Genomic DNA, 23,186 nt, shown 5'->3' with positions numbered 1-23,186 from the left:
CTTCGGGATATCCTTGGCGTCTTTTCACGGGCTCCAGGGACGAATGCCGATGAGCGAGATAATGGACGTCGAGCGGCTGCGCCAGCGCTGCGCGGCCGGCGAAAGCTTCAAATACCTGTATTTCTGGGGACATCGCCCGGCGACGGATGACAAGGTCGGCAAGAGCTGTTTCAGCCAGTGGTACGAGGCTTCGTTCAAGCTCGACGGGGTGCGCTACGCCAGCGCCGAGCATTACATGATGGCGGCCAAGGCACGCTTGTTCGACGACCCTAGGTTGCTCGAGCGCATCCTGGCGGCGCGCAGCCCAGGCGAGGCGAAGGCCCTCGGCCGCGAAGTCGCCGGCTTCGACGAGGCACGCTGGAACGCCGAGCGGGTGGGAATCGTGATCGAAGGCAACCTCGGCAAGTTCGGCCAGAACGCTTCGCTGAAGAAATACCTTCTGGGCACCGCCGACCGGGTGCTGGTCGAGGCCAGCCCGGTGGACGCGATCTGGGGCATCGGCCTGGCCGCGAGCGATCCCCTGGCAGCCGAGCCGGCGACCTGGCAAGGCCTCAACCTGCTCGGCTTCGCCCTGATGGAGGTGCGTCGGAGGCTGGCTCAGTAGTAGTACCAGCGCAGCTCCAGCTTCACCTCGTTGATCGGCTTGCCGACATGGCTGAACTCGCGTTCGGCGCTCAGGCGCAGGCCGAGGTCGCGGCCCAGCTCCACCTGCTGGACGAAGCCCAGGCTGCGGCGCACTTCACCGTTGTGGAAGTAGTCGCCCTTGGCCTCCAGGGTCAGGTTGCCCAGCGGGTTGCGCCACAGCAGGCCGCTGTCGAAGCCCACCGCCGGGGCGATGGCGGCGGCGAAGTCCCTGTTGTTCTCGATCCGCGCGGTGCCCATGGCGTAGAGCAGCAAGTCGTCGCCGAACATCCAGCTGCCGCCGGCGCCGCCGTTGAGGTGGCTGACCAGGTTTTCGTCGCCGTCCTCGCCCGGCACCCGCTCCAGGCCGCCGGCGACCTGCCAGGACAGCGGCTTGAGCAACTGGTTGCGCGGGGTCAGCGAGCGGATGGTGACCAGGTCGAGATTCTGCAACTGCCAGCGGTTGCCTTCGTACTGGCGCAGCTTGAGCTGGCCGATCTCGATCTGCGCGCCGAGGGGGAAGCCATAGGCGTTATCGGCGAGGTCATGGTAGGCCATGCGCAGGCCGTATTCGGCGAAGGCGCGGTCATCGCGGCTGCCGACGCCGAACTGCCAGGTCCGTGACTCGTGGCCGTCCTCCGGCTGGCCGGGGCGCTCGACCTGGAGGTCCGGCGGCGGGTTGCGGTTGATCGCTCGCAACAGGTTGTAGCTGCGCGAGGCGATGCCGCTGTCACGCGCCTGACCGGTGGCGCGGTAGCGCACCAGGCGGAAGGCGGCGTCCTGGATCAGCGCCTGGCGCGGCATCGGCAGGGCCTTGAAGTCGGGAGCGTCGAGCAGGCTGTCGTCGTCCGCCAGGCGCTTGGCCCAGTCGCGCTCGGCATGGTCGAGCGGTTCGGCGCGGGCGAGCAGTTCCTTCTCGCGCGACGGCCGGTAGTCGATGCGCTCGATCAGCCCGGCGTTCTTCACCGCGCGGACGGTGTCGGTGGGGATCGCGGTAAGCGGGAACTGCTCGGTCAGCTCGATGCCCGGGCGGGCGATCTCCATCAGTTCGAGCAGGCGGAACGAACAGTTCTCGTCGAAGAAGTAGTAGTCGAAGCGGACCTGCTTGAGTTCCCAGACGTGTTCGACCATGCGCCCGGTCTCCTCGGGCGTGAGGTTCAGCTTGTATTCCCAGAGGTCGCGGTTCTCCAGGCGGCTGTACTCGGCCAGCTTCTCCCGGTACGGGACCAGCGCGAACAGGCCGGGATAGCCGCCCATCAGGCCTTTCCAGGCATAGAGGATGCTGTTGTCCATGCCTTCGATGTAGGCGCCGAAGTTCAGCGCGTAGCTGAGCAGGGCGGTGTTGTTGCTGGTGACGTCGGCCTGGTCGATGCGCAGCAGGGTGTGGCCGAACATCGACGACGGGCTGTTCAGGTAGGCCGCGGGGAACACCAGCACCGCGCTGTGCGGGTTGATGTCGCGGTACCAGTTGTCGTATTCGCCGCACTGCGGCTGCGGCAGGTCGTCGAGTTGCAGTTGCTGGCGCAGCCAGCGGGTGCGCGCCGGGTAGACGCACTGGGCATGCTTGTCGCCAAGGCTGGGCGAGGCATAGAGCGCCTTTAGCGTGGCCGCCAGTTCGGCGTCCGGGTGGCTCTCGCCGTTGTCGGCGAGGAAGAACCGCTCGTCGTCGACGTAGCTGCGCCAACCGCCGAGCTTGCCGCGTTCGTAGTGGCCGAGGGCGATCCAGTAGGGATCGGCGGCCAGTTGCTGGAGGCGGGCCTCGGGAACCGTGGGCGAAGCCAGAAGGGGGGAGCAGGCGCACAGCGCCATCCAGGGCAACAGGCGTTTCGGCATCGGCAAGGCTTAATGCTTGGGGAAAGGGGCCTGCCCGCGAACGGGCAGGCGGCGAGGCTCAGGCCTGCTCGGCGTACTTGGCCAGGCGGGCGTCCTGTTTCAGGATCGCCTGGGTGTTGGCATAGACGTCGGCGGCGGTGGCGTCGGACTTGTTGAAGATCTCGGAGAAATGCTCATGGGTGACGGCGGCGAAGTGCTCGCGGTCCTGCGGTTGCACGCCCAGCACCACGGCATAGGTGGTCAGCGCTTCGCCATTGCCCTTGGCCATGTCTTCGGACAGCTCGTCCATCATGCTGCCGAGCACCAGCAGGGGCTTGCCGCCATAGGACAGCGCGCCGTTGGTATGGCAGCCGTTGGTGCCGGTGGTCATGCCGAAGGTGTTGTTGCCGGAAGTGCCGTTGGTGGTCGCCGCGACCACGTGGGTGGCCACGCCGCGCTGGCCTTTGAAGAGCATGTTGCCCCAGCCGCAGCCGGCGCCACCGGGAGCGTCGGCGAAAGCGTTGAAGGAGGCGGCGGCGAACAGGGTACCGAGCAGAATCCGTTTCATCGTTTGTTCTCTCTTGAGGTGGATCGGAGCCATCTGGAGCGGGCCAGCGACGCCGTGAGCTTTTCGGAATGCCACCGGGGTGTCAAGGCACCGAATGGGTGGCAGCGCGCAATGCCGGGCGAAAATTGACCGGCGTCAGCGGCAATCCGCTTGGAACCGTCCAGACTTGGGAAAGTTCTGGTCGGTCTGAGCGAAACCGGCCTTGGTCAGCCGTTCCTCATGCAGGAGGTGGATATGAGCGCTTTCGACCCCGCTACCGCCCTGGAAACCCTGGCGACCGAGTACGCGGCACGCGCCGCGGCGATCCGCCGGGACCTGGCGCGCAGCCATTCGCCGGACTTTGCCGAGCAGGCGGTGCAGCGCCAGAACGACGAAGTGCTCGAAGGCCTGCTCGCCGAGGCGGAGGCGGGGATGCGCCAGGTCGGCCTGGCCCGCCTGCGCCTGGCGGAAGGTCGCTACGGCCAGTGCGAGCGCTGTGGCGAGGCTATCGAACCGGCGCGCCTGGCCGCCCTGCCTGCGGCGGAATACTGCCTGCGCTGCGCCGACCTGGTACATCGGTGAGATAGCGCCATCCGCGCCTTGTCAGTGGCGCGAGGCTGGGGGGAGAATGCGGGCGACGACACCCCGCGGCGATCTGCCGCCCGATGCAAGGATTCCCGATGCCCGATTCCGTCGCTGCCGGCCTGCGCCTGGCGCCAGAAGAACTGACCCGCCCGTTCGCTCCCGAGCAATTCGCCTTCGACACCACCGATGACCTGGAGCCCTTCCGCGGCGTGCTGGGCCAGGAGCGTGCGGTCGAGGCGCTGCAGTTCGGTGTGGCGATGCCGCGTCCGGGTTACAACGTATTCGTCATGGGCGAGCCGGGCACCGGACGCTTCTCCTTCGTCAAACGCTATCTGCAAGCCGAGGGCAAGCGCGTCGCCACGCCCTCCGACTGGGTCTACCTGAACAATTTCGACGAGCCGCGCGAACCTCGGGTGATCGAGCTGCCGCCGGGCAGCGCGACCGAATTCAGCGCCGACATCGACCGTCTGATCGACAACCTGATGTCGACCTTCCCGGCGGTCTTCGAGCATCCGGCCTACCAGCAGAAGAAGAACGCCGTCGACCGCGCTTTCAACCAGCGCTACGACCGCGCCCTGGACTCGGTGGAGCGGCGCGCCCTGGAGAAGGACGTGGCGCTGTACCGCGACAGCGCCAACGTCGCCTTCACCCCGATGAAGGACGGCAAGGCCCTCGACGAGGCCGAATTCGCCCAGTTGCCCGAAGCCGAGCGCGAGCGTTTCCACAAGGATATCGCCGCCCTCGAGGAGTACCTCAACGAGGAACTGGCGAGCCTGCCGCAGTGGAAGCGCGAGTCGAGCAACCAGTTGCGCGAGCTCAACGAGGAAACCATCACCCTGGCCCTGCAGCCCCTGCTGGCGCCTCTGGTGGAGAAGTACAACAACAACCCGGGCGTCTGCGCCTACCTGCAGGCGATGCAACTGAACCTGCTGAAGACCGTGGTCGACCAACTGGTCGACGACAGCCGCACCGACGCCCAGCGCAAGCAAGGGCTGATCGAGCAGTACGCGCCGAACCAGGCCATCGTCCACCACGCGACCAGCGGCGCGCCGGTGGTGTTCGAGTCGCACCCGACCTACGACAACCTGTTCGGCCGCATCGAGTACAGCTCGGACCAGGGGGCGCTCTACACCAGCTACCGGCAGTTGCGTCCGGGGGCGCTGCACCGGGCCAACGGCGGCTTCCTGATCCTGGAAGCGGAAAAGATGCTTGGCGAGCCGTTCGTCTGGGACGCGCTCAAGCGTGCCCTGCAGTCGCGCCAGTTGAAGATGGAGTCGCCGCTGGCCGAACTCGGCCGCCTGGCTGCGGTTTCCCTGACCCCCCAGGTGATCCCGCTGCAACTGAAGGTGATCATCATCGGCTCGCGGCAGATCTACTACACCCTGCAGGACCTCGATCCGGACTTCCAGGAGATGTTCCGGGTGCTGGTGGACTTCGACGAGGACATCCCGCTGGGCGAGGACAGCCTCGAACAGTTCGCACAGTTGCTCAAGACGCGCACCTCGGAAGAGGGCATGGCGCCCCTCAGCGGCGCGGCGGTGGCGCGACTGGCGACCTACAGCGCGCGCCTGGCCGAGCACCAGGGGCGGCTTTCGGCACGGATCGGCGATCTGTTCCAGTTGGTCAGCGAAGCCGATTTCATCCGTCAGCTGGCGAACGAGGAGGTGATCCAGCTCGGCCACATCGAGCGTGCCCTCAAGGCCAAGCAGACCCGCACCGGACGGGTGTCGGCGCGGATCCTCGACGACATGCTGGCGGGGATCATCCTGATCGACACCGCTGGCGCCGCGGTCGGCAAGTGCAACGGACTGACCGTGCTGGAGGTGGGCGACTCGGTGTTCGGCGTGCCGGCGCGGATTTCCGCGACCGTCTATCCGGGCAGCAGCGGCATCGTCGATATCGAGCGCGAAGTCAACCTCGGCCAGCCGATCCACTCCAAGGGCGTGATGATCCTTACCGGCTACCTGGGTAGCCGCTACGCCCAGGAGTTCCCCCTGGAAATCTCCGCCAGCATCGCCCTGGAACAATCCTACGGCTACGTGGACGGCGACAGCGCCTCGCTGGGCGAGGTCTGCACGCTGATCTCGGCGCTGTCGCGGACGCCCTTGAAGCAGTGCTTCGCCATTACCGGCTCGATCAACCAGTTCGGCGAGGTGCAGGCGGTCGGCGGCGTCAACGAGAAGATCGAGGGCTTCTTCCGCCTCTGCGAAGCGCGCGGCCTGACCGGCGAGCAGGGTGTGATCATCCCGCGCGCCAACGTCACTACCCTGATGCTCGACGAGCGCGTGTTGCAGGCGGTGCGCGCCGGGCAGTTCCACGTCTACGCGGTGCGCGAGGTGGACGAGGCGCTGGCGCTGCTGGTGGGCAAGCCGGTCGGTGCCCAGGACGAGAAGGGACGCTTCCCGAAAGGCAGCGTGAACGATCTGGTCGTGGCGCGCTTGCAGGAGATATCCGAACTCGGCATGGAAGAGGACGACAAGGAAAAGGACAAACCGGCGGAGAAAGAGACCGTCGTGGCGAAGGACAAGGCCGCGGCGAAGAAGGACTGAGCCTGGCGCGCTGTCGGAACCTGTCGAGGGCGGGGCTGGAAAGCCCCGCCCTCGTGCGTTTCAGCCCTGTGGACAAGTTCCCGCCGGCGCTATGCGGAACCTGGCGGCAGGTGTAGGCTCAAAACTGGGAACCCCCGTGAGGATGCCGCCATGCCGCGTAACCTCTGCCTCATCCGCCCTTGTCTGGGGCTGACCACGCGAATCGAATGCGTGGTCAGGCCGCTGGCCGGAGAGAACGGACTCTGGACCCTGCTTTGCGCCGCCGGCATGTCCGGCTCCCAGCCTTCGGCGATCAAGGCCCAGGGCCCCTTCCACGGACCGCTGGTGGCCGAAGGGGTGTTGCAGGCGATTGCCGACTGCCTGGCCCAGCAAGGCTATATCGAAGCCGTCGACCCGCCGATCTGGCGCTTGCACCTGCAGGGCGAACTGCGCCGACTCAATGGCGAACGACGGCCGCATGTCGGCGACTACCTGTTTCGCCCGGAATCCTGAGCGGCGCCTGGGCAAAGCCTGAGCAATCCGGCCGAGGCCCCGTGCCATCATCGCTGGCGGGATCCATCCCGGCTCGGTGCACATATTTATCCACAGATTTTCTGGATAAAAACCGCCGGCCGCTGCGTTATACTCGCCGCCCCATTTTCCCCTGCACATACACTCAAGAGACCATGGAACGCTTTTTCGAAAACGCCATGTACGCCTCGCGCTGGCTGCTGGCTCCCATCTACATGGGCCTGTCGCTGGCGCTGCTGGCGTTGACCATCAAGTTCTTCCAGGAAATATTCCACGTCATCCCGAACATCTTCGCGATGGCCGAGGCCGACCTGATCCTGGTCCTGCTCTCACTGATCGACATGGCTCTGGTTGGCGGCCTGTTGGTCATGGTGATGATCTCCGGCTACGAGAACTTCGTTTCGCAACTGGACATCGACGAAGGCAAGGAAAAGCTCAGCTGGTTGGGCAAGATGGATTCCGGCTCGCTGAAGAACAAGGTGGCCGCCTCCATCGTGGCGATCTCTTCGATCCACCTGTTGCGCATCTTCATGGACGCGAAGAATGTGCCGGACAACAAGCTGATGTGGTACGTGATCATCCACATGACCTTCGTGCTCTCGGCGTTCGCCATGGGCTACCTGGATAAGCAGACCCGTCACTGACGACCCTCTCCAGTGTTTCGCTCGCGCCGCCCGGCCGTTGTAAAACGGACGGGCGGCGGCGTTTCCGGCTTGCGTTGCCTGCCGCCTGGGCAAGACTTTCCTGTGATATCGGGCGGACGCCGGGAGCGGGCGTCCTTCGCATCGTCGGGGCCTGCCGGCCGGACGATGCCGGGAATCGGGCCGGCGCTGTCGGGACCGAGGCGGTTGGCGGAAACCTGGAGGCTTCCGCTGCCTGCGCAACCTCGAGAGGTTCGCGATGAACATGCAGGATCTCGCCGGCCGGGTCCAGGCCGGACATATCGACGCCTTGCACCTGGTGTCGCTGGAGGGCGGCATCTATGTCCTGGAGGCGCAGATGGGCGACCGCGCCTATCCGGTGGAGGACGATCTCGGCCAGCCGGTCAGCCTGCGCTCCGTGGAGCATGCGCGCCAGGTACTGCGCGGGCTGGACAGGGTTCCGGTGGAGTTGGTGTGCGCCGATGTCGATGACGAGATGTGTGGACTCCTGGCCGAGTCGGGTTCGTTTATCGGCGGGCTGCCGCTGTCGATCCGCCAGGGTTGAGCACAAGCGGCTGCGCCGGTAGGGGGGAAGGGCCTTCTGTGCTAGGCTGGCCGCCCTTTTTCGACCCCACAGCGGAGCAGCGCCATGAGCGAACTCAACCTGACCACTGACGAAGCCCGTGTCAGCTACGGCATCGGCCGTCAACTGGGCGACCAACTGCGCGAGAATCCGGTTCCGGGCATGACCCTGGACGCAGTCCTGGCCGGCCTGTCCGATGCGTTCGCAGGTATCGACAGCCGGGTTTCCGGCGAGGCGCTGTCGGCCAGCTTCCAGGTGATCCGCGAGCGCATGCAGGCCGAAGCCCAGGCCAAGGCCGAAGCCGCCGCTGGCGAAGGCCGCGCCTACCTGGCCGAGAACGCCAAGCGCGAAGGCGTGACCGTGCTGCCCTCGGGCCTGCAGTTCGAAGTGCTGAGCACTGGCGAGGGCGCCAAGCCTTCCCGCGAGGATACCGTGCGCACCCACTACCACGGCACCCTGATCGACGGCACCGTATTCGACAGCTCCTACCAGCGCGGCCAGCCGGCCGAGTTCCCGGTGGGCGGCGTGATCGCCGGCTGGGTCGAAGCGCTGCAACTGATGAACGCCGGCTCCAAGTGGCGCCTGCACGTACCGAGCGAACTGGCCTATGGCGGCCAGGCGGTCGGCAGCATTCCCCCGCACAGCGTGCTGGTGTTCGACGTCGAACTGCTGGAAATCCTCTGAGGCGCATCGGCCCCAGGAAGGAGCGAAACGCCCCGTCGACGCATCGACGGGGCGTTTTTCATGGCGGCATCAGTAGCGGGCATCCAGCGGACGCTTGTCCTTCGGCCAGTCCTTGATCTTGTCCGGGAAGTCCGGGCGCGGCTGGTGCGAAAAGTACTCCGCGACGTCCACTGCGTCCTGGTCGTTGAGGCCGCCCTGGCCGAGCGGGAAGCGTTCCTGGAAGCCGATCGGCATGTTGTGCTTGACGAAGGCGGCAGCGGTGAAGGTCCGCGCCATGCCGGCGCCGATATTGAACGACTCGTCGCCCCACAGCGGTGGGAAGAGCATCTCGCCGGCACTGTTCCTCAGCCCCTCGCCATTCTCGCCATGACACACCGCGCATTGTCGGGCGTAGACCTTGCGGCCGTTCTCCGGGTCGGGCTTCAGCGCCGGGTCGACCTTGCCGACGCCGCGGCCGGCGACCTTGTCCTGCGGCCGGGTGTTGTTCTTCATCCAGTCGAAGTAGGCCACCATCGCCTGCATGTCGGCAGAGTCCGGTGGCAGAGGCTTACCGTTCATCGAGCGCCGGAAGCAGCCGTTGATGCGTTCCTCCAGGCCGATGACCTTGCCCGCCCGGGGCGCGTAGCTGGGGAAGAACGCCGAGACGCCGACGAAGGGCGAGCCGTCGGCTACGGTTCCGGCGTTCAGGTGGCAACTGGTGCAGTTCAACTGGTTGCCGACGTTCGCCGGCAGCAGCTCGCGGGTCTCCAGGTGCAGGCGCATGCCGCGTACCACCTGTTCGGCGTTCGGCGCCGCGAGCATGTCCGCCAGGCGTGGAGAGACGAAGGTCGTGGCCGGGCCGTTGCCGGCCTCGATCCGCTGGCGCAGTTTCTTCACCTGGCCGGCATCGATCGACGAACCCTGGTTGCCCCAACTGCTGCGGACGAAGCTGAGGATCTCGGCGATTTCGCGGTCTTCCAGCTGGGCGAAGCCGGGCATGGTGTAGACCCGCGAGTGGGTTGCGGTCTGCGCGGTTTTCCAACCGGTAAGGGTGATATGCAGTAGCGTGCTCGGGTTGGCCGAAGCGACCGTGGGGTTGCCGGCCAGCGGCGGGAACATGCCCGGGACGCCGCTGCCGTCCTTGCGGTGGCAGTCGGAGCAGAACTGCGCGTAGCCGAGACCGCCCCGCGAGCTGTACAGGTCGACCGGTGCTGCCAGTGGGCGTTCGCTGTCGGGCATGGGCAGGTCGTCCTTGCCGGCCGGCAGGGACTTCAGGTAGCTGGCGATGGCCAGCAGATCGTCGTCGCTGAAGTGCTGGGTGCTGTGGTGGATGACATCGGTCATGCTGCCGGACACCGTGGCGAAGCGGTTCTGCCCGGTCTTCAGCAACTGCACGGTGTCCTCCACCGTCCACAGGTTGCGCAGGCTCAGCGCTTGCCATTGTTCGACGGTTTCGCCGGCGAGGTAGAGCTGCCCGGAACGACCGGCTTCGCTCATGGCTTTTTCCTGGAAGGCGATGCCGCGCGGAGTATGGCAGGCGCCGCAGTGGCCGAGTCCCTGTACCAGGTAGGCGCCGCGGTTGATCGCCGGGTCCGCGTCGCTGGAGGGGGTGAACGGCGCGTCGTCGAGGAACGCCCAGTTCCACAGCGACAGGCCCCAGCGCTGGTTGAACGGCCAGCTCATCGCGCTCGGCGTATTCGCCTGGGTGACGGGTTGCACGCCGTGCATCAGGTAGGCGTACAGCGCACGCATGTCTTCTTCGCTGATCTTGGCGTAGGACGGGTAGGGCATCGCCGGATAGAGATTCACTCCCTCGGCGGTCACCCCCTTGCGCATGGCGCGGTCGAACTCTTCGAAGCTGTAGCGGCCGATGCCGGTCTCCCGGTCGGGAGTGATGTTGGTCGAGTAGATGGTACCCATTGGCGTCTTCAGCTCCAGGCCGCCGGCCATCGGCGCGCCCTGCGGGCCGGTATGGCAGGCGATGCAGTCGCCGAGCTGGGCCACGTAGCGGCCTTTTTCGATGAGCGCAGCGTCCGTGGTCGGTTCGCTGGCATGGAGCAGGGGAACGATGGAGCACAGCGCGCCGAGCAAGCCGAGGCGCGGGAAAGAAGCAGGCATTTCCTCATCCTTAGGCGTAGGCCTGGGGCGGTCCCCTCGGCCACGGTCCATTCTTTTTTTCGTTATGCGGCCGTCGACAGGACGACGGTCACGCCGCTGTTGTAACGGCTTTCAGGCGAGGTCGGCTTGATGTGGATCAGGCAGGAATCCCTATCGCGGCGAGGGGCTGCCGGCGTGCTCGGGCGAGGCGTTGCGGAAAGAACGGGACATGAGGAAAGTGACTCCGGGAAGGTCGTCCGTGACCTTCCCGGAACCGGCCGGAGGCGCCTTTGCCTCCGTTCGTGCGATCCGCCTCCCGGGCAGCGGCGCACGGATGACGCGTCCTGGCGTCATCGCAAAGGCTCAGCGCAGGGCGCGGGCGTAGCAGAAGAGGAACAGGTTGCGTACCAGCTCCTTGAGGATCAGCGGTTCGCTCGAGTTCAACTCGTGCAGGTCCAGGCCGCCCTGGTCACGCAGTTCGTCCAGCGCGTCTTCTTCCAGGACTGCGCAGATTTCCCCGGTTTCCCGGTGCAGGATCCGCAGGTAGGGGTGTGGCCGATCAAGCCAGGCATCGATCAAATAAGTCATGGCGCTCATCTCCGTGACAAGACTGTGAGATGAGAATAATTCTTATTATCTTAATAGCAAGTCTTGATCGTGCCTTTCGTCGCAAAACGAAAACGCCGCCGTGAAAACGGCGGCGTTCGTCACAAGTCGAGCCCGGTTCAGTGGGTACGGGCGACAGCGAATTCGCTGAGTTCGACCAGGGCGGAGCGGTATTCGTTGTCCGGCAGCGTATCCAGGCAGGCGATGGCGCGGGCGGCGTAGTCGCGGGCGAGGTTGGCGGTATAGTCCAGGGCGCCGGCTGCCTCGACGGCGGCACAGACGCTCTCTAGGTCCTGGCTGCCACCTTGCTGGATGGCTTTGCGTACCAGCGCGGCCTGTTCCTCGGTGCCGTCGCGCATGGTGACGATCAGCGGCAGGGTGGGCTTGCCTTCGGCGAGGTCGTCGCCGACGTTCTTGCCGAGGGTCGCGGCGTCGCCGCGGTAGTCGAGCAGGTCGTCCACCAGTTGGAAGGCGATTCCCAGGTAGTCGCCGAAGCGGCGCAGTGCCTCGGACTGTTCCTCGCCGGCCTGGCACAGCGCGGCGGCGCTGTGGGTCGAGGCCTCGAAAAGCATCGCGGTCTTGCCGCGGATCACTTCCATGTAGGTCTCTTCGGTAGTGCTGGCGTCGCGTACCTTGGACAATTGCAGCACTTCGCCCTCGGCGATCACCCGGGTGGCCTGGGATATGATGCGCATGACCGGCATGGAACCCAGCTCGACCATCATTTCGAAGGAGCGGGCATAAAGGAAGTCGCCTACCAGCACGCTCGGCGCGTTGCCCCACAGGGCATTGGCGGTGGAGCGGCCGCGGCGCAGGCCGGAGGCGTCGACCACGTCGTCGTGCAGCAGAGTGGAGGTGTGCAGGAATTCGATGGTGGCGGCCAGCAGGCAGAGGTCGTCGCCCTTGTAGCCCAGGGTCTTGCCGGCGAGCAGGACCAGCAGCGGACGCAGGCGCTTGCCGCCGGCGGAGATGATGTAGTCGCCGATCTTTTCCACCAGGGGAACGCGGGAGGTGAGTTGGCGACGGATGATCCCGTCGACGGCGGTGAAATCTTCCGCCACCACGCGGTAGAAGGCCTGGGGTTGCATCAGTGACAATAGCTCCACAAAGATTGCGCGGCATGCTAGGTGGCAGGGGGGGGACTGTCAAGGAAAGGCCCGTGGCACTTGCCTCGGCCTGGACCTTTCCGTACAATCGCGGGCCCTGAACTTCCTTGGCATACCCTGCCTTACGCAATTGCACGGGCGTCCGATCCGACCCCATGCAGCCATGCCGGCCGATTCCTACTTCTATAAAGCGTCGGGTGAGCAGGTTTAACGGAGATACACATGTACGCAGTGATTGTTACCGGTGGCAAGCAGCACAAAGTCACCGAAGGCGAATTCCTCAAGGTCGAGAAACTCGACGTCGCTACCGGCGAAGCGATCGATTTCGACCGCGTCCTGCTGGTTGCCAATGGCGAAGACGTGAAAATCGGCCTGCCGGTCGTCGAAGGTGCGAAGGTTACCGCTGAAGTGGTTTCCCACGGCCGTCACGACAAGGTCCGCATCATCAAGTTCCGCCGTCGTAAGCACCACATGAAGCGTCAGGGCCACCGCCAGTGGTTCACTGAAATCAAGATCACCGGCATTCAGGCCTAATTCCTTTCTGGAGGATATGACTCATGGCACACAAAAAAGCTGGCGGTTCTACCCGCAACGGCCGCGACTCAGAAAGTAAACGCCTTGGCGTGAAACTGTTCGGCGGCCAGGCTGTAAAGGCTGGCAACATCCTGGTTCGTCAGCGCGGCACCAAATTCCACGCCGGTTACGGCGTTGGCCTGGGCAAGGACCACACCCTGTTCGCGAAAGTGGACGGCGTGGTCAAGTTTGAGACCAAAGGCGCCTTTGGTCGCAAATACGTGAGCATCGTTGCTGCCTAAGCAATAGCTCGCTGAAAAAGCCCTGTCTCGCGACGGGGCTTTTTTGTTTCTGCGCCGGCTTCCGGCCATGCCCTGCTTTCGGGGCATCCTGTATCCTATGTTTTTTTCTGTTAACCCGCCCTCGTGGTGGGAGGCATATCCATGAAATTCGTCGATGAAGTATCAATCCACGTGAAAGCCGGTGACGGCGGCAATGGCCTCATGAGCTTTCGTCGCGAGAAGTTCATCGAAAAGGGCGGTCCCAACGGCGGCGACGGTGGCGACGGCGGTTCCATCTACCTGGAAGCCGACGTCAACCTGAACACCCTGGTCGACTATCGCTACACCCGCCGTTTCGATGCCCAGCGCGGCGAGAACGGCGGCAGCAAGGACTGCACCGGGGCCAAGGGCGACGACCTGATCCTGCCGGTGCCGGTCGGTACCACCGTGATCGACGCCAATACCCAGGAAATCATCGGCGACCTGACCGAGCCCGGTCAGCGGCTGATGGTCGCTCAGGGGGGCTGGCACGGCCTCGGTAACACCCGTTTCAAATCCAGTACCAATCGGGCGCCGCGCCAGACCACCCCGGGCAAGCCGGGTGAGGCGCGCGACCTCAAGCTGGAACTGAAGGTGCTGGCCGACGTCGGCCTGCTGGGACTGCCGAATGCCGGCAAGAGCACTTTCATCCGTGCAGTGTCCGCGGCCAAGCCGAAGGTGGCCGACTATCCGTTCACCACCCTGGTGCCGAACCTCGGCGTGGTCAGTGTCGGTCGCTACAAGAGCTTCGTGGTCGCCGACATTCCCGGCCTGATCGAAGGTGCCGCCGAAGGCGCCGGGCTGGGCATCCGCTTCCTCAAGCATCTGGCGCGGACCCGCATCCTCCTGCATCTGGTGGACATGGCGCCGCTGGACGAAAGCGATCCGGCCGATGCCGCCGAGGTCATCGTTCGCGAGCTGGGTCGCTTCAGTCCGGCGCTGACCGAGCGCGAGCGCTGGCTGGTGCTGAACAAGATGGACCAGATCCTCGATCCGGCCGAGCGCGAGGCGCGCAAGCAGGCGGTGATCGAGCGGTTGGGCTGGGAAGGCCCGGTCTATGTGATCTCCGCCCTGGAGCGCGATGGCACCGAGGCGCTCAGCCAGGACATCATGCGCTATCTCGACGAGCGTACCCTGCGCCTGGAAGAAGATCCGCAGTATGCCGAGGAACTGGCCGAACTCGACCGGCGTATCGAGGACGAGGCGCGGGCCCGTCTGCAGGCCCTGGACGATGCGCGCGCGCTGCGGCGTTCGGGTCTGAAGAACGCCGGTGCGGTGGATGACGATGATTTCGATGATGAGGAAGACGACGGCGACGGTCCGGAGATCTTCTACGTTCCCTGATGGCGTGATACCCCGCCGGGCGGGCCGGCGGGGCTGAAGAGTCGAAGCCTGGGCTTCTAAGGTTGAGGGTATGCGGGACAAGGTGACTGGCGCGCGGCGCTGGGTGGTGAAGATCGGTAGCGCCCTGCTGACGGCCGATGGCCGTGGGCTGGATCGCAATGCCATGGCCGTTTGGGTCGAGCAGATGGTGGCGCTGCATTGCGCCGGCATCGAGCTGGTGCTGGTGTCGTCCGGCGCCGTCGCCGCCGGTATGAGCCGCCTGGGCTGGGTGTCCCGACCTAGCGCGATGCACGAACTCCAGGCCGCCGCCTCGGTGGGGCAAATGGGGTTGGTGCAGGCCTGGGAGTCCAGCTTCGCCCTGCATGGCCTGCAGACCGCCCAGGTGTTGCTGACCCATGACGACCTCTCCGACCGCAAGCGCTACCTGAACGCCCGCAGCACCCTGCGGACCCTGGTCGAGCTGGGCGTGGTCCCGGTGATCAACGAGAACGACACGGTGGTCACCGACGAGATCCGCTTCGGCGACAACGACACCCTGGCGGCACTGGTGGCCAACCTGGTCGAGGCCGACCTGCTGGTGATCCTTACCGATCGCGACGGTATGTTCGACGCCGATCCGCGCAACAATCCCGATGCCCAACTGATCTACGAGGCGCGTGCCGATGATCCGCAGCTCGATGCGGTGGCCGGCGGCAGTGCCGGCGCCCTGGGGCGCGGCGGAATGCAGACCAAGCTGCGGGCGGCGCGCCTGGCGGCGCGTTCCGGCGGGCATACGGTGATCGTCGGCGGGCGTATCGAGCGTGTCCTCGACCGCCTGCGCGCCGGCGAACGCCTCGGCACCCTGTTGACCCCTGATCGCAGTCGCAAGGCGGCGCGCAAGCAATGGCTGGCCGGCCACTTGCAGATGCGCGGCACCCTGGTGCTGGACGATGGTGCGGTGAAGGCGGTGAGCCAGGATCACAAGAGCCTGTTGCCGGTTGGGGTCAAGGCGGTCCAGGGCAGCTTCCGTCGCGGCGAGATGGTGGTCTGTGTGGACCAGGGCGGGCGCGAAGTGGCGCGCGGCCTGGTCAACTACAGTGCGCTGGAGGCGCAGAAGATCCTCGGTCAGCCGACGGATGCCATCGAGGCCTTGCTCGGCTACGTGGATGGGCCGGAGCTGGTGCATCGCGACAATCTGGTTCTGGTCTGAGGAGAGGGCGAATGCGCAAGCTCGCGGGGTTGCTGGGTGGTCTGCTGCTGTTGCCGGCGCTTGCCGGGGCGGAGGAGATCGGCGAGGTTTCCACGGTGTTCAAGTGGGTCGGGCCGAACGACAAGATTGTCGTCGAGGCTTTCGACGATCCCAAGGTGCAGGGCGTGACCTGCTATCTGTCGCGCGCCAAGACCGGTGGGGTCAAGGGCGGCCTGGGGCTGGCGGAGGATCGCGCCGAGGCGTCGATCGCCTGTCGCCAGGTGGGGCCGATCCAGTTCAGTGGCGAACTCAAGGATGGCGAAGAGGTGTTCAAGCAGCGCACTTCGCTGGTGTTCAAAAGCATGCAGGTGGTGCGCTTCTTCGATCGCAAGCGCAATGCCTTGGTCTATCTGGTCTACAGCGACCGGGTGATCGAGGGCAGTCCGCAGAACGCGGTGACGGCGATTCCCCTCATGCCCTGGCCGACCGCTCGCTGAGGCGAGCGAGTCGTGGGCAATAAAAAACCGGCCATTGGCCGGTTTTTTATTCGAGCAAGGCGTGCCTTAGGCGGCAGCGGTGCTGAGGGCCTTGATGTGGCCGCTCAGACGGCTCTTGTGACGAGCAGCCTTGTTCTTGTGGATGATGCCTTTGTCAGCCATGCGGTCGATCACCGGTACAGCGGCGGTGAAGGCGGCCTGGGCTTTTTCCAGGTCCTTGGCGTCGATGGCTTTCACGACGTTCTTGATGTAGGTGCGCACCATGGAGCGCAGGCTGGCGTTGTGGCTGCGACGCTTCTCAGCCTGTTTGGCGCGTTTTTTGGCGGAAGGTGTGTTGGCCACCGTCGAGCTCCTCGAAAAAAACTGGGTAAATAGCGAACAAATTAAGGCCGCGAATAATGCCGTCGCCTCCAGGGGTTGTCAAGGGGCTGCGCATGCGGCCGGAAAGATCGGCGACGGATGTCGCCTGCTTTCTTGCGGGTGATTTATTCCGGCGCGCATTCTACACTCGGCGCGCCCTTGCGGACCGCCGTTCGGCGGCGAGGGCGCACTCGCGCGATGAACCGGCCCGGCCGGTCGCGGTCTTGGACAGGATCAATTTCGACATGCCGGCAGCCCGACATCCATGAATCTTCTCAAATCATTGGCGGCGGTGAGTTCCATCACCATGCTGTCGCGGGTCCTCGGCTTCGTCCGCGATACCATCCTGGCGCGGATCTTCGGTGCCGGCCTCGCCACCGACGCCTTTTTCGTCGCCTTCAAGCTGCCCAACCTGTTGCGGCGGATCTTCGCCGAGGGGGCGTTTTCCCAGGCTTTCGTGCCGATCCTGGCAGAGTACAAGAACCAGCAGGGCGAGGAGGCGACGCGGACCTTCATCGCCTACGTTTCCGGCTTGCTCACGCTGGTGCTGGCGCTGGTCACGGCGCTCGGCATCTTCGCCGCGCCCTGGGTTATCTGGGTCACCGCTCCGGGCTTCGCCGATACCCCGGAAAAGTTCGCCCTGACCACCGACCTGCTGCGGGTGACCTTTCCTTATATATTGCTGATCTCGCTGTCGTCCCTGGCCGGCGCGATCCTCAACACCTGGAACCGCTTCTCGGTGCCGGCCTTCGTGCCGACCCTGCTGAACGTCGCAATGATCGGCTTCGCGCTGTTCCTCACGCCTTATTTCGATCCGCCGGTCATGGTGCTGGGCTGGGCGGTGCTGGCCGGCGGCCTGTTGCAGCTCCTCTATCAGCTGCCGCACCTGAGGAAGATCGGCATGCTCGTGCTGCCGCGCCTGAACCTCAGGGACAGCGGCGTCTGGCGGGTGATGAAGCTGATGCTGCCGGCCATCCTGGGGGTCTCGGTGAGCCAGATCTCGCTGATCATCAACACCATCTTCGCTTCGTTCCTGGCAGCCGGTTCGGTGTCCTGGATGTACTACGCCGACCGCCTGATGGAGCTGCCTTCCGGCGTATTGGGCGTGGCGCTGGGGACGATCCTCCTGCCGATGCTGGCGAAGACCTATTCGAACAAGGATCGCCATGAGTACTCGCGCCTGCTCGACTGGGGCCTGCGCCTGTGCTTCCTGCTGGTGCTGCCCTGTTCCCTGGCCCTGGCGATCCTCGCCGAACCTCTGACCGTCTCGCTGTTCCAGTACGGCAAGTTCACCACGGTGGACGCGGCGATGACCCAGCGCGCGCTGGTGGCCTACTCCGTCGGCCTGCTCGGCATCATCCTGGTCAAGGTTCTTGCGCCGGGCTTCTATGCCCAGCAGAACATCCGTACGCCAGTGAAGATCGCGCTCTTCACCCTGGTTTCCACCCAGCTGATGAACCTGGCCTTCATCGGCCCGCTTCAGCATGCCGGTCTGGCCCTGTCCATCGGCCTGGCGGCCTGCCTGAATGCCGGGCTGCTCTACTGGCAACTGCGCAAGCAGCGTCTGTACCTGCCGCAACCGGGCTGGGCGAAGTTCCTGGTCAAGCTGGTGGTCGCGGTGCTGGCGATGTCGGCGGTGCTGCTGGCCACGATGCACTGGCTGCCGGCCTGGGAGCAGGGCGCCATGCTGGAGCGATTCCTGCGCCTCGGCCTGCTGGTGGTTGCCGGTCTCCTGGCCTATTTCGGTATGCTCGCGCTGCTGGGTTTCCGCCTGCGCGACTTTTCCCGTCGGGCGGTGCTGTGAAGCGCGTCCGGGCTGGCGGCGGGATCATGCCGTTTTGCCTGTTGTCCGGCGCCCGGTACGCGTATAATCGACCACTTTCTGAGCAATAAGCGTGCTATGCAGCTGCTTCGCGGACTACACAACCTGCAGCCCCTGGCCGGGGGCTGCGTCGCCACCATCGGTAACTTCGACGGCGTCCACCTCGGGCACCAGGCTATCCTGGCGCGTCTGCGCGAGCGCTCGCTGGAGCTGGGCGTACCCAGCTGCGTGGTGATTTTCGAGCCGCAGCCGCGCGAGTTCTTCTCCCCCGATTCGGCGCCGGTGCGTCTGACCCGCCTGCGCGAGAAACTCGAGTTGCTGCGTGGGCAGGGCGTCGACGTGGTGCTCTGCCTGGCCTTCAACCGCCGCTTGCGCGAGCTGTCGGCAGCCGAGTTCGTCCGCCAGGTCCTGGTCGATGGACTGGCGGTGCGGCACCTTGAAGTGGGCGACGATTTCCGTTTCGGCTGCGACCGCTCCGGTGACTTCGCCTTCCTGGTGAACGCCAGTCGCGAGCAGGGGTTCACCGTCGAGGCGGCCGCCACCGTCGAACTGGACGGCGTGCGGGTGAGCAGCACGCGGGTCCGCCAGGCCCTGGCCGAGGGCGACCTGCATCTCGCCGAGCGCCTTCTGGGGCGTCCCTTCAGCCTGAGCGGACGGGTCCTGCATGGACAGAAACTCGGCCGGCAACTGGGCTCGCCCACGGCCAACATTCAACTGAAACGGCGCAAGGCGCCGTTGAACGGGGTCTACCTGGTCAGTACGCTGGTCGATGGTCAGCGTTGCCAGGGGGTGGCGAACATCGGCACCCGCCCTTCGGTGAACGGCGACGGCCGTCCCCATCTGGAAGTGCACCTGCTCGATTTCGCCGGCGATCTATACGGCCGGCATCTGCAGGTGACCTTCCACCAGAAGCTGCGCGACGAGCAGCGTTTTGCCTCCCTGGAGGCACTCAAGGCGGCGATTCTCGCGGATATCGCCGCCGCCCGGGCCTACTGGCTGGGCCAACCGCTTGATTGAAGAGATCCTGAACAGGCCCTGAGATGACCGACTACAAAGCGACGCTAAACCTTCCGGAAACCGCCTTCCCAATGAAAGCCGGCCTGCCCCAGCGCGAGCCGGAAACCCTGAAGTTCTGGAACGACATCGGTCTGTACCAGAAGCTGCGGGCCATTGGCGGCGACCGTCCGAAGTTCGTCCTGCACGATGGCCCTCCGTACGCCAACGGCAGCATTCACATCGGTCACGCGGTCAACAAGATTCTCAAGGACATCATTGTCCGCTCCAAGACCCTGGCGGGCTACGACGCGCCCTATGTGCCGGGCTGGGATTGCCACGGCCTGCCCATCGAGCACAAGGTCGAGACCACCCACGGCAAGAATCTTCCGGCGGACAAGACCCGCGAACTGTGCCGCGAATACGCGGCCGAGCAGATCGAAGGGCAGAAGGCCGACTTCATTCGCCTGGGCGTGCTCGGCGAGTGGGACAACCCCTACAAGACCATGAATTTCGCCAACGAGGCGAACGAAATCCGCGCCCTCGCGGAAATGGTCAAGCAGGACTTCGTGTTCAAGGGCCTGAAGCCGGTCAACTGGTGCTTCGACTGTGGTTCGGCGCTGGCCGAGGCCGAGGTCGAGTACGCCGACAAGAAGTCGCCGACCATCGACGTCGGCTTCCCGGTGGCGGATGCCGACAAGCTGGCCGCGGCCTTCGGCCTGGCGGCCCTGGACAAGCCGGCGCAGATCGTCATCTGGACCACCACGCCCTGGACCATCCCCGCCAACCAGGCGCTGAACGTGCATCCGGAGATCGACTACGCGCTGGTCGATGCCGGCGATCGCTACCTGGTGCTGGCCGAGGCCCTGGTCGAGTCCTGCCTGGCGCGCTACCAGCGCGAGGGCAAGGTGGTCGCCACCGCCAAGGGCGAGGCGCTGGAACTGATCAACTTCCGCCATCCGTTCTACGAGCGCCTGTCGCCGGTCTACCTGGCCGACTACGTGGCCCTCGATGCCGGCACCGGTATCGTCCACTCGTCGCCGGCCTACGGCGAAGACGACTTCTATACCTGCAAGCGCTACGGGATGAGCAACGACGACATCCTCAGCCCGGTGCAGAGCAACGGCGTCTACGTCGACTCGTTGCCGTTCTTCGGCGGCCAGTTCATCTGGAAGGCCAACCCCAACGTGGTGGCCAAGCTGGAAGAGGTCGGCAGCCTGCTGGCCCACGAAACCATCAATCACAGCTACATGCACTGCTGGCGGCACAAGACGCCGCTGATCTATCGCGCCACCGCGCAGTGGTTCGTCGGCATGGACAAGCAGCCCAGGCAGGGTGCTTCCCTGCGCGAGCGAGCGCTGGAAGCCATCACCCAGACCGAATTCGTCCCGGGCTGGGGCCAGGCGCGCCTGCACGGAATGATCGCCGGGCGTCCCGACTGGTGCATCTCGCGCCAGCGCAACTGGGGCGTACCGATCCCGTTCTTCCTGCACAAGGCCAGTGGCGAACTGCATCCACGCACCGTGGAGCTGATGGAAGAGGTCGCGCAGCGAGTCGAGAAGGAAGGCATCGAAGCCTGGTTCAAGCTCGACGCCGCCGAGCTGCTCGGCGAGGAGGCCGCGCAGTACGAGAAGATCAACGACACCCTGGACGTCTGGTTCGACTCCGGCACCACCCATTGGCACGTGCTGCGTGGTTCCCACCGGATCGGCCATGCCAGCGGCCCGGTCGCCGATCTCTACCTGGAAGGTTCCGACCAGCACCGCGGCTGGTTCCACTCCTCGCTGCTGACCGGCTGCGCGATCGACAACCATGCGCCGTACCGCCAGTTGCTGACCCACGGTTTCACCGTCGACGAGTCCGGCCGCAAGATGTCCAAGTCGCTGGGCAACACCGTGGTGCCGCAGACCGTCATCGATACCCTGGGCGCCGACATCCTGCGCCTGTGGGTGGCTTCGACCGATTACTCGGGCGAGATCGCGGTATCCCAGCAGATTCTCCAGCGTAGCGCCGATGCCTACCGGCGGATCCGCAATACCACGCGCTTCCTGCTGTCCAACCTGAACGGTTTCGATCCGGCCACGGATCTGCTGCCGCCCCAGGAAATGCTGGCCCTGGATCGCTGGGCGGTCGATCGCGCCCTGCTCTTGCAGCGCGAGATCGAAGAGGCGTACCGCGAGTACCGCTTCTGGAACGTCTATTCCAAGGTGCACAACTTCTGCGTACAGGAGCTGGGCGGGTTCTACCTGGACATCATCAAGGACCGCCAGTACACCACCGGCGCCAACAGCGTCGCCCGGCGCTCCTGCCAGACCGCACTGTTCCACATCGCCGAGGCCCTCGTGCGCTGGATCGCCCCGATCCTGGCGTTCACCGCCGAGGAAGTCTGGAAATTCCTGCCCGGCGAGCGTGCCGAGTCGGTAATGCTCGCCACCTGGTACGACGGCCTCAGCGAACTGCCGGCCGACGTGACGCTGAATCGCCAGTACTGGGAGCAGGTCATGGCGGTGAAGGCCGCGGTCAACAAGGAGCTGGAGAACCAGCGCGCGGCCAAGGCCGTGGGCGGCAACCTGCAGGCCGAGGTCACCCTGTATGCGGAAGACGCGCTGCAGGCCCAATTGGCCAAGCTGGGCAACGAGCTACGCTTCGTCCTGATCACCTCGACCGCGACCCTGGCGCCGCTGTCGGCGGCTCCGGCCGACGCGGTGGACAGCGAAGTCGCCGGCCTCAAGCTGAAAGTGGTCAAGTCGACCCACGCCAAGTGCGGTCGTTGCTGGCACCATCGCGAGGACGTCGGTCAGCACGCTGCGCATCCTGACCTGTGCGGTCGCTGCATCGAGAACATCGAAGGCAGCGGCGAGGTTCGCCACTATGCCTGACGTCGATCGTTTCGGGCGCTTGCCCTGGTTGTGGATCACCGTGCTGGTGTTCGTCCTCGACCAGGTCAGCAAGGCGTTCTTCCAGGCCGAACTGAGCATGTACCAGCAGATCGTGGTGATCCCTGATCTGTTCAGCTGGACCCTGGCCTACAACACCGGTGCCGCCTTCAGCTTCCTGGCCGACAGCTCGGGCTGGCAGCGCTGGCTGTTCGCCCTGATCGCCATCGTCGTCAGCGCGATCCTGGTGGTCTGGCTGAAACGCCTGAAGAAAGGCGAGACCTGGTTGGCCATCGCCCTGGCGCTGGTGCTCGGTGGCGCCCTGGGCAACCTCTACGACCGCATGGTTCTTGGCCACGTGGTGGACTTCATCCTGGTGCACTGGCAGAACCGCTGGTACTTCCCGGCGTTCAACCTGGCCGATAGCGCCATCACCGTCGGCGCCGTCATGCTGGCGCTCGACATGTTCAGATCGAAGAAATCCGGAGAAGCCGCCCATGGCTGAGTCGACCCGCATTGGCCAGGAGAGCCGCGTCACCCTGCATTTCGCCCTCAAGCTGGAGGACGGCAACGTCGTCGACAGCACCTTCGACAAGCAGCCGGCCTCGTTCAAGGTCGGCGACGGCAACCTGCTGCCGGGCTTCGAACAGGCGCTGTTCGGCTTGAAGGCTGGCGACAAGCGCACCCTGAGCATTCTTCCCGAGCAGGGTTTCGGCCAGCCGAATCCGCAGAACGTGCAGATCATGCCGCGCGACCAGTTCCAGGACATGGAGCTGGCCGAGGGCCTGCTGGTGATCTTCAACGACGCGGCCAAGACCGAACTGCCGGGCGTGGTCAAGGCGTTCGATGAGCAGCAGGTTACCGTCGACTTCAATCATCCGCTGGCCGGCAAGACCCTGGCCTTCGAAGTCGAGATCATCGACGTCCAGCCGGCCTGAACCGTCGGTCGCTGCGCCCTTCCCAAGCGGGGAGG

At 65.2% G+C, this 23,186-nt stretch carries 23 protein-coding genes; 17 read left to right on the top strand and 6 right to left on the bottom strand.

Going from position 1 to position 23,186, the window contains the following annotated elements:
• The first annotated feature begins 49 nt into the window (after positions 1 to 49).
• Positions 50 to 604 (top strand): NADAR family protein, encoded by a 555-nt coding sequence (locus AT700_RS23795; protein ID WP_004352744.1) that lies wholly within the window; start codon positions 50 to 52, stop codon positions 602 to 604.
• Here the strand turns inward: AT700_RS23795 and AT700_RS23790 are convergent.
• Both AT700_RS23790 and AT700_RS23785 read right to left on the bottom strand, forming a co-directional pair.
• Positions 598 to 2,454, bottom strand: a complete 1,857-nt coding sequence (locus tag AT700_RS23790) for a DUF4105 domain-containing protein (protein ID WP_048521679.1) — start codon at positions 2,452 to 2,454, stop codon at positions 598 to 600. The two genes, AT700_RS23795 and AT700_RS23790, sit on opposite strands and share 7 nt — an antisense overlap.
• A 58-nt stretch (positions 2,455 to 2,512) precedes the next feature.
• Positions 2,513 to 3,001: a DUF3015 domain-containing protein gene (locus tag AT700_RS23785; protein ID WP_003094783.1), complete on the bottom strand. Its 489-nt coding sequence runs from the start codon at positions 2,999 to 3,001 to the stop codon at positions 2,513 to 2,515.
• A gap of 234 nt (positions 3,002 to 3,235) precedes the next feature.
• Here AT700_RS23785 and AT700_RS23780 point away from each other — a divergent pair, with 234 nt between their 5' ends.
• The 6 genes from AT700_RS23780 to AT700_RS23755 all read left to right on the top strand — a co-directional run bounded on the left by AT700_RS23780 (position 3,236) and on the right by AT700_RS23755 (position 8,532).
• Positions 3,236 to 3,562, top strand: coding sequence for a TraR/DksA family transcriptional regulator (locus AT700_RS23780; protein WP_003112819.1), 327 nt, complete (start codon positions 3,236 to 3,238; stop codon positions 3,560 to 3,562).
• Between the two features lie 98 nt (positions 3,563 to 3,660).
• Positions 3,661 to 6,114, top strand: a complete 2,454-nt coding sequence (locus AT700_RS23775) for a Lon protease family protein (protein ID WP_003105114.1) — start codon at positions 3,661 to 3,663, stop codon at positions 6,112 to 6,114.
• Positions 6,115 to 6,264: 150 nt separating this feature from the next.
• Positions 6,265 to 6,606 carry a hypothetical protein gene (locus AT700_RS23770; RefSeq protein WP_003094775.1) on the top strand — a complete coding sequence of 114 codons (342 nt, stop codon included), beginning with the start codon at positions 6,265 to 6,267 and terminating at the stop codon, positions 6,604 to 6,606.
• 173 nt (positions 6,607 to 6,779) lie between these two features.
• Positions 6,780 to 7,268 carry a TIGR00645 family protein gene (locus tag AT700_RS23765; RefSeq protein WP_003094773.1) on the top strand — a complete coding sequence of 163 codons (489 nt, stop codon included), beginning with the start codon at positions 6,780 to 6,782 and terminating at the stop codon, positions 7,266 to 7,268.
• A gap of 256 nt (positions 7,269 to 7,524) precedes the next feature.
• Positions 7,525 to 7,830, top strand: coding sequence for a DUF6482 family protein (locus AT700_RS23760; RefSeq protein ID WP_003105116.1), 306 nt, complete (start codon positions 7,525 to 7,527; stop codon positions 7,828 to 7,830).
• Positions 7,831 to 7,914: 84 nt separating this feature from the next.
• Positions 7,915 to 8,532, top strand: a complete 618-nt coding sequence (locus AT700_RS23755) for an FKBP-type peptidyl-prolyl cis-trans isomerase (RefSeq protein ID WP_003094769.1) — start codon at positions 7,915 to 7,917, stop codon at positions 8,530 to 8,532.
• 69 nt (positions 8,533 to 8,601) lie between these two features.
• On the opposite strand, the gene AT700_RS23750 is transcribed toward AT700_RS23755, so the two are convergent.
• The 3 genes from AT700_RS23750 to AT700_RS23740 all read right to left on the bottom strand — a co-directional run bounded on the left by AT700_RS23750 (position 8,602) and on the right by AT700_RS23740 (position 12,302).
• On the bottom strand, positions 8,602 to 10,629 hold the full coding sequence (locus tag AT700_RS23750) for a c-type cytochrome (protein ID WP_048521678.1): 2,028 nt from the start codon (positions 10,627 to 10,629) through the stop codon (positions 8,602 to 8,604).
• Positions 10,630 to 10,971: 342 nt separating this feature from the next.
• Positions 10,972 to 11,196: a hypothetical protein gene (locus AT700_RS23745; protein ID WP_003094765.1), complete on the bottom strand. Its 225-nt coding sequence runs from the start codon at positions 11,194 to 11,196 to the stop codon at positions 10,972 to 10,974.
• 137 nt (positions 11,197 to 11,333) lie between these two features.
• Positions 11,334 to 12,302 (bottom strand): polyprenyl synthetase family protein, encoded by a 969-nt coding sequence (locus AT700_RS23740; protein ID WP_003094763.1) that lies wholly within the window; start codon positions 12,300 to 12,302, stop codon positions 11,334 to 11,336.
• Positions 12,303 to 12,542: 240 nt separating this feature from the next.
• On the opposite strand from AT700_RS23740, the gene rplU reads away from it, so the two are divergent.
• From rplU to AT700_RS23715, 5 genes are all read left to right on the top strand, one after another.
• Positions 12,543 to 12,854: a 50S ribosomal protein L21 gene (gene rplU, locus AT700_RS23735; protein ID WP_003094761.1), complete on the top strand. Its 312-nt coding sequence runs from the start codon at positions 12,543 to 12,545 to the stop codon at positions 12,852 to 12,854.
• Between the two features lie 23 nt (positions 12,855 to 12,877).
• A complete protein-coding gene (gene rpmA, locus AT700_RS23730) occupies positions 12,878 to 13,135 on the top strand; it encodes a 50S ribosomal protein L27 (RefSeq protein ID WP_003094760.1) in 258 nt (85 codons plus the stop codon).
• A 141-nt stretch (positions 13,136 to 13,276) separates the two neighbouring features.
• Entirely contained in the window at positions 13,277 to 14,497 is a 1,221-nt protein-coding gene (gene cgtA / locus AT700_RS23725) for an Obg family GTPase CgtA (RefSeq protein WP_003094758.1), read from the top strand.
• Positions 14,498 to 14,567: 70 nt separating this feature from the next.
• The gene (gene proB, locus AT700_RS23720; protein WP_003094756.1) at positions 14,568 to 15,686 is read left to right on the top strand and encodes a glutamate 5-kinase; all 1,119 of its coding nucleotides are present in this window, start codon (positions 14,568 to 14,570) and stop codon (positions 15,684 to 15,686) included.
• An 11-nt stretch (positions 15,687 to 15,697) separates the two neighbouring features.
• Positions 15,698 to 16,162 (top strand): CreA family protein, encoded by a 465-nt coding sequence (locus tag AT700_RS23715; RefSeq protein WP_003094746.1) that lies wholly within the window; start codon positions 15,698 to 15,700, stop codon positions 16,160 to 16,162.
• Positions 16,163 to 16,228: 66 nt separating this feature from the next.
• Here the strand turns inward: AT700_RS23715 and rpsT are convergent, their stop codons facing one another.
• Entirely contained in the window at positions 16,229 to 16,504 is a 276-nt protein-coding gene (rpsT, locus tag AT700_RS23710; RefSeq protein WP_003094744.1) for a 30S ribosomal protein S20, read from the bottom strand.
• 283 nt (positions 16,505 to 16,787) lie between these two features.
• Here rpsT and murJ point away from each other — a divergent pair, with 283 nt between their 5' ends.
• The 5 genes from murJ to fkpB all read left to right on the top strand — a co-directional run bounded on the left by murJ (position 16,788) and on the right by fkpB (position 23,151).
• Complete coding sequence (gene murJ / locus AT700_RS23705) at positions 16,788 to 18,326, top strand: murein biosynthesis integral membrane protein MurJ (RefSeq protein WP_048521677.1); 1,539 nt, start codon at positions 16,788 to 16,790, stop codon at positions 18,324 to 18,326.
• 96 nt (positions 18,327 to 18,422) lie between these two features.
• Positions 18,423 to 19,361, top strand: a complete 939-nt coding sequence (gene ribF, locus AT700_RS23700; protein ID WP_003110419.1) for a bifunctional riboflavin kinase/FAD synthetase — start codon at positions 18,423 to 18,425, stop codon at positions 19,359 to 19,361.
• Between the two features lie 23 nt (positions 19,362 to 19,384).
• Positions 19,385 to 22,216, top strand: coding sequence for an isoleucine--tRNA ligase (gene ileS / locus AT700_RS23695; protein WP_003102617.1), 2,832 nt, complete (start codon positions 19,385 to 19,387; stop codon positions 22,214 to 22,216).
• Positions 22,209 to 22,718 carry a signal peptidase II gene (gene lspA, locus AT700_RS23690; RefSeq protein WP_003102615.1) on the top strand — a complete coding sequence of 170 codons (510 nt, stop codon included), beginning with the start codon at positions 22,209 to 22,211 and terminating at the stop codon, positions 22,716 to 22,718. Before ileS ends, lspA begins: the two co-directional genes overlap by 8 nt.
• The gene (fkpB, locus tag AT700_RS23685; RefSeq protein ID WP_003102613.1) at positions 22,711 to 23,151 is read left to right on the top strand and encodes an FKBP-type peptidyl-prolyl cis-trans isomerase; all 441 of its coding nucleotides are present in this window, start codon (positions 22,711 to 22,713) and stop codon (positions 23,149 to 23,151) included. Before lspA ends, fkpB begins: the two co-directional genes overlap by 8 nt.
• Positions 23,152 to 23,186 lie beyond the last annotated feature (35 nt).

Origin of the sequence: Pseudomonas aeruginosa (assembly GCF_001457615.1) — a bacterium.
Classification (GTDB): domain Bacteria; phylum Pseudomonadota; class Gammaproteobacteria; order Pseudomonadales; family Pseudomonadaceae; genus Pseudomonas; species Pseudomonas aeruginosa.
This window is presented reverse-complemented; position numbering and strand designations above follow the sequence as displayed.

Bases quoted from the DNA above. Each gene is read 5' to 3' on its own strand.
- AT700_RS23795 (WP_004352744.1), top strand. From the start codon at position 50: ATGAGCGAGATAATGGACGTCGAGCGGCTGCGCCAGCGCTGCGCGGCC.
- AT700_RS23790 (WP_048521679.1), bottom strand. From the start codon at position 2,454: ATGCCGAAACGCCTGTTGCCCTGGATGGCGCTGTGCGCCTGCTCCCCC.
- AT700_RS23785 (WP_003094783.1), bottom strand. From the start codon at position 3,001: ATGAAACGGATTCTGCTCGGTACCCTGTTCGCCGCCGCCTCCTTCAAC.
- AT700_RS23780 (WP_003112819.1), top strand. From the start codon at position 3,236: ATGAGCGCTTTCGACCCCGCTACCGCCCTGGAAACCCTGGCGACCGAG.
- AT700_RS23775 (WP_003105114.1), top strand. From the start codon at position 3,661: ATGCCCGATTCCGTCGCTGCCGGCCTGCGCCTGGCGCCAGAAGAACTG.
- AT700_RS23770 (WP_003094775.1), top strand. From the start codon at position 6,265: ATGCCGCGTAACCTCTGCCTCATCCGCCCTTGTCTGGGGCTGACCACG.
- AT700_RS23765 (WP_003094773.1), top strand. From the start codon at position 6,780: ATGGAACGCTTTTTCGAAAACGCCATGTACGCCTCGCGCTGGCTGCTG.
- AT700_RS23760 (WP_003105116.1), top strand. From the start codon at position 7,525: ATGAACATGCAGGATCTCGCCGGCCGGGTCCAGGCCGGACATATCGAC.
- AT700_RS23755 (WP_003094769.1), top strand. From the start codon at position 7,915: ATGAGCGAACTCAACCTGACCACTGACGAAGCCCGTGTCAGCTACGGC.
- AT700_RS23750 (WP_048521678.1), bottom strand. From the start codon at position 10,629: ATGCCTGCTTCTTTCCCGCGCCTCGGCTTGCTCGGCGCGCTGTGCTCC.
- AT700_RS23745 (WP_003094765.1), bottom strand. From the start codon at position 11,196: ATGACTTATTTGATCGATGCCTGGCTTGATCGGCCACACCCCTACCTG.
- AT700_RS23740 (WP_003094763.1), bottom strand. From the start codon at position 12,302: ATGCAACCCCAGGCCTTCTACCGCGTGGTGGCGGAAGATTTCACCGCC.
- rplU (WP_003094761.1), top strand. From the start codon at position 12,543: ATGTACGCAGTGATTGTTACCGGTGGCAAGCAGCACAAAGTCACCGAA.
- rpmA (WP_003094760.1), top strand. From the start codon at position 12,878: ATGGCACACAAAAAAGCTGGCGGTTCTACCCGCAACGGCCGCGACTCA.
- cgtA (WP_003094758.1), top strand. From the start codon at position 13,277: ATGAAATTCGTCGATGAAGTATCAATCCACGTGAAAGCCGGTGACGGC.
- proB (WP_003094756.1), top strand. From the start codon at position 14,568: ATGCGGGACAAGGTGACTGGCGCGCGGCGCTGGGTGGTGAAGATCGGT.
- AT700_RS23715 (WP_003094746.1), top strand. From the start codon at position 15,698: ATGCGCAAGCTCGCGGGGTTGCTGGGTGGTCTGCTGCTGTTGCCGGCG.
- murJ (WP_048521677.1), top strand. From the start codon at position 16,788: ATGAATCTTCTCAAATCATTGGCGGCGGTGAGTTCCATCACCATGCTG.
- ribF (WP_003110419.1), top strand. From the start codon at position 18,423: ATGCAGCTGCTTCGCGGACTACACAACCTGCAGCCCCTGGCCGGGGGC.
- ileS (WP_003102617.1), top strand. From the start codon at position 19,385: ATGACCGACTACAAAGCGACGCTAAACCTTCCGGAAACCGCCTTCCCA.
- lspA (WP_003102615.1), top strand. From the start codon at position 22,209: ATGCCTGACGTCGATCGTTTCGGGCGCTTGCCCTGGTTGTGGATCACC.
- fkpB (WP_003102613.1), top strand. From the start codon at position 22,711: ATGGCTGAGTCGACCCGCATTGGCCAGGAGAGCCGCGTCACCCTGCAT.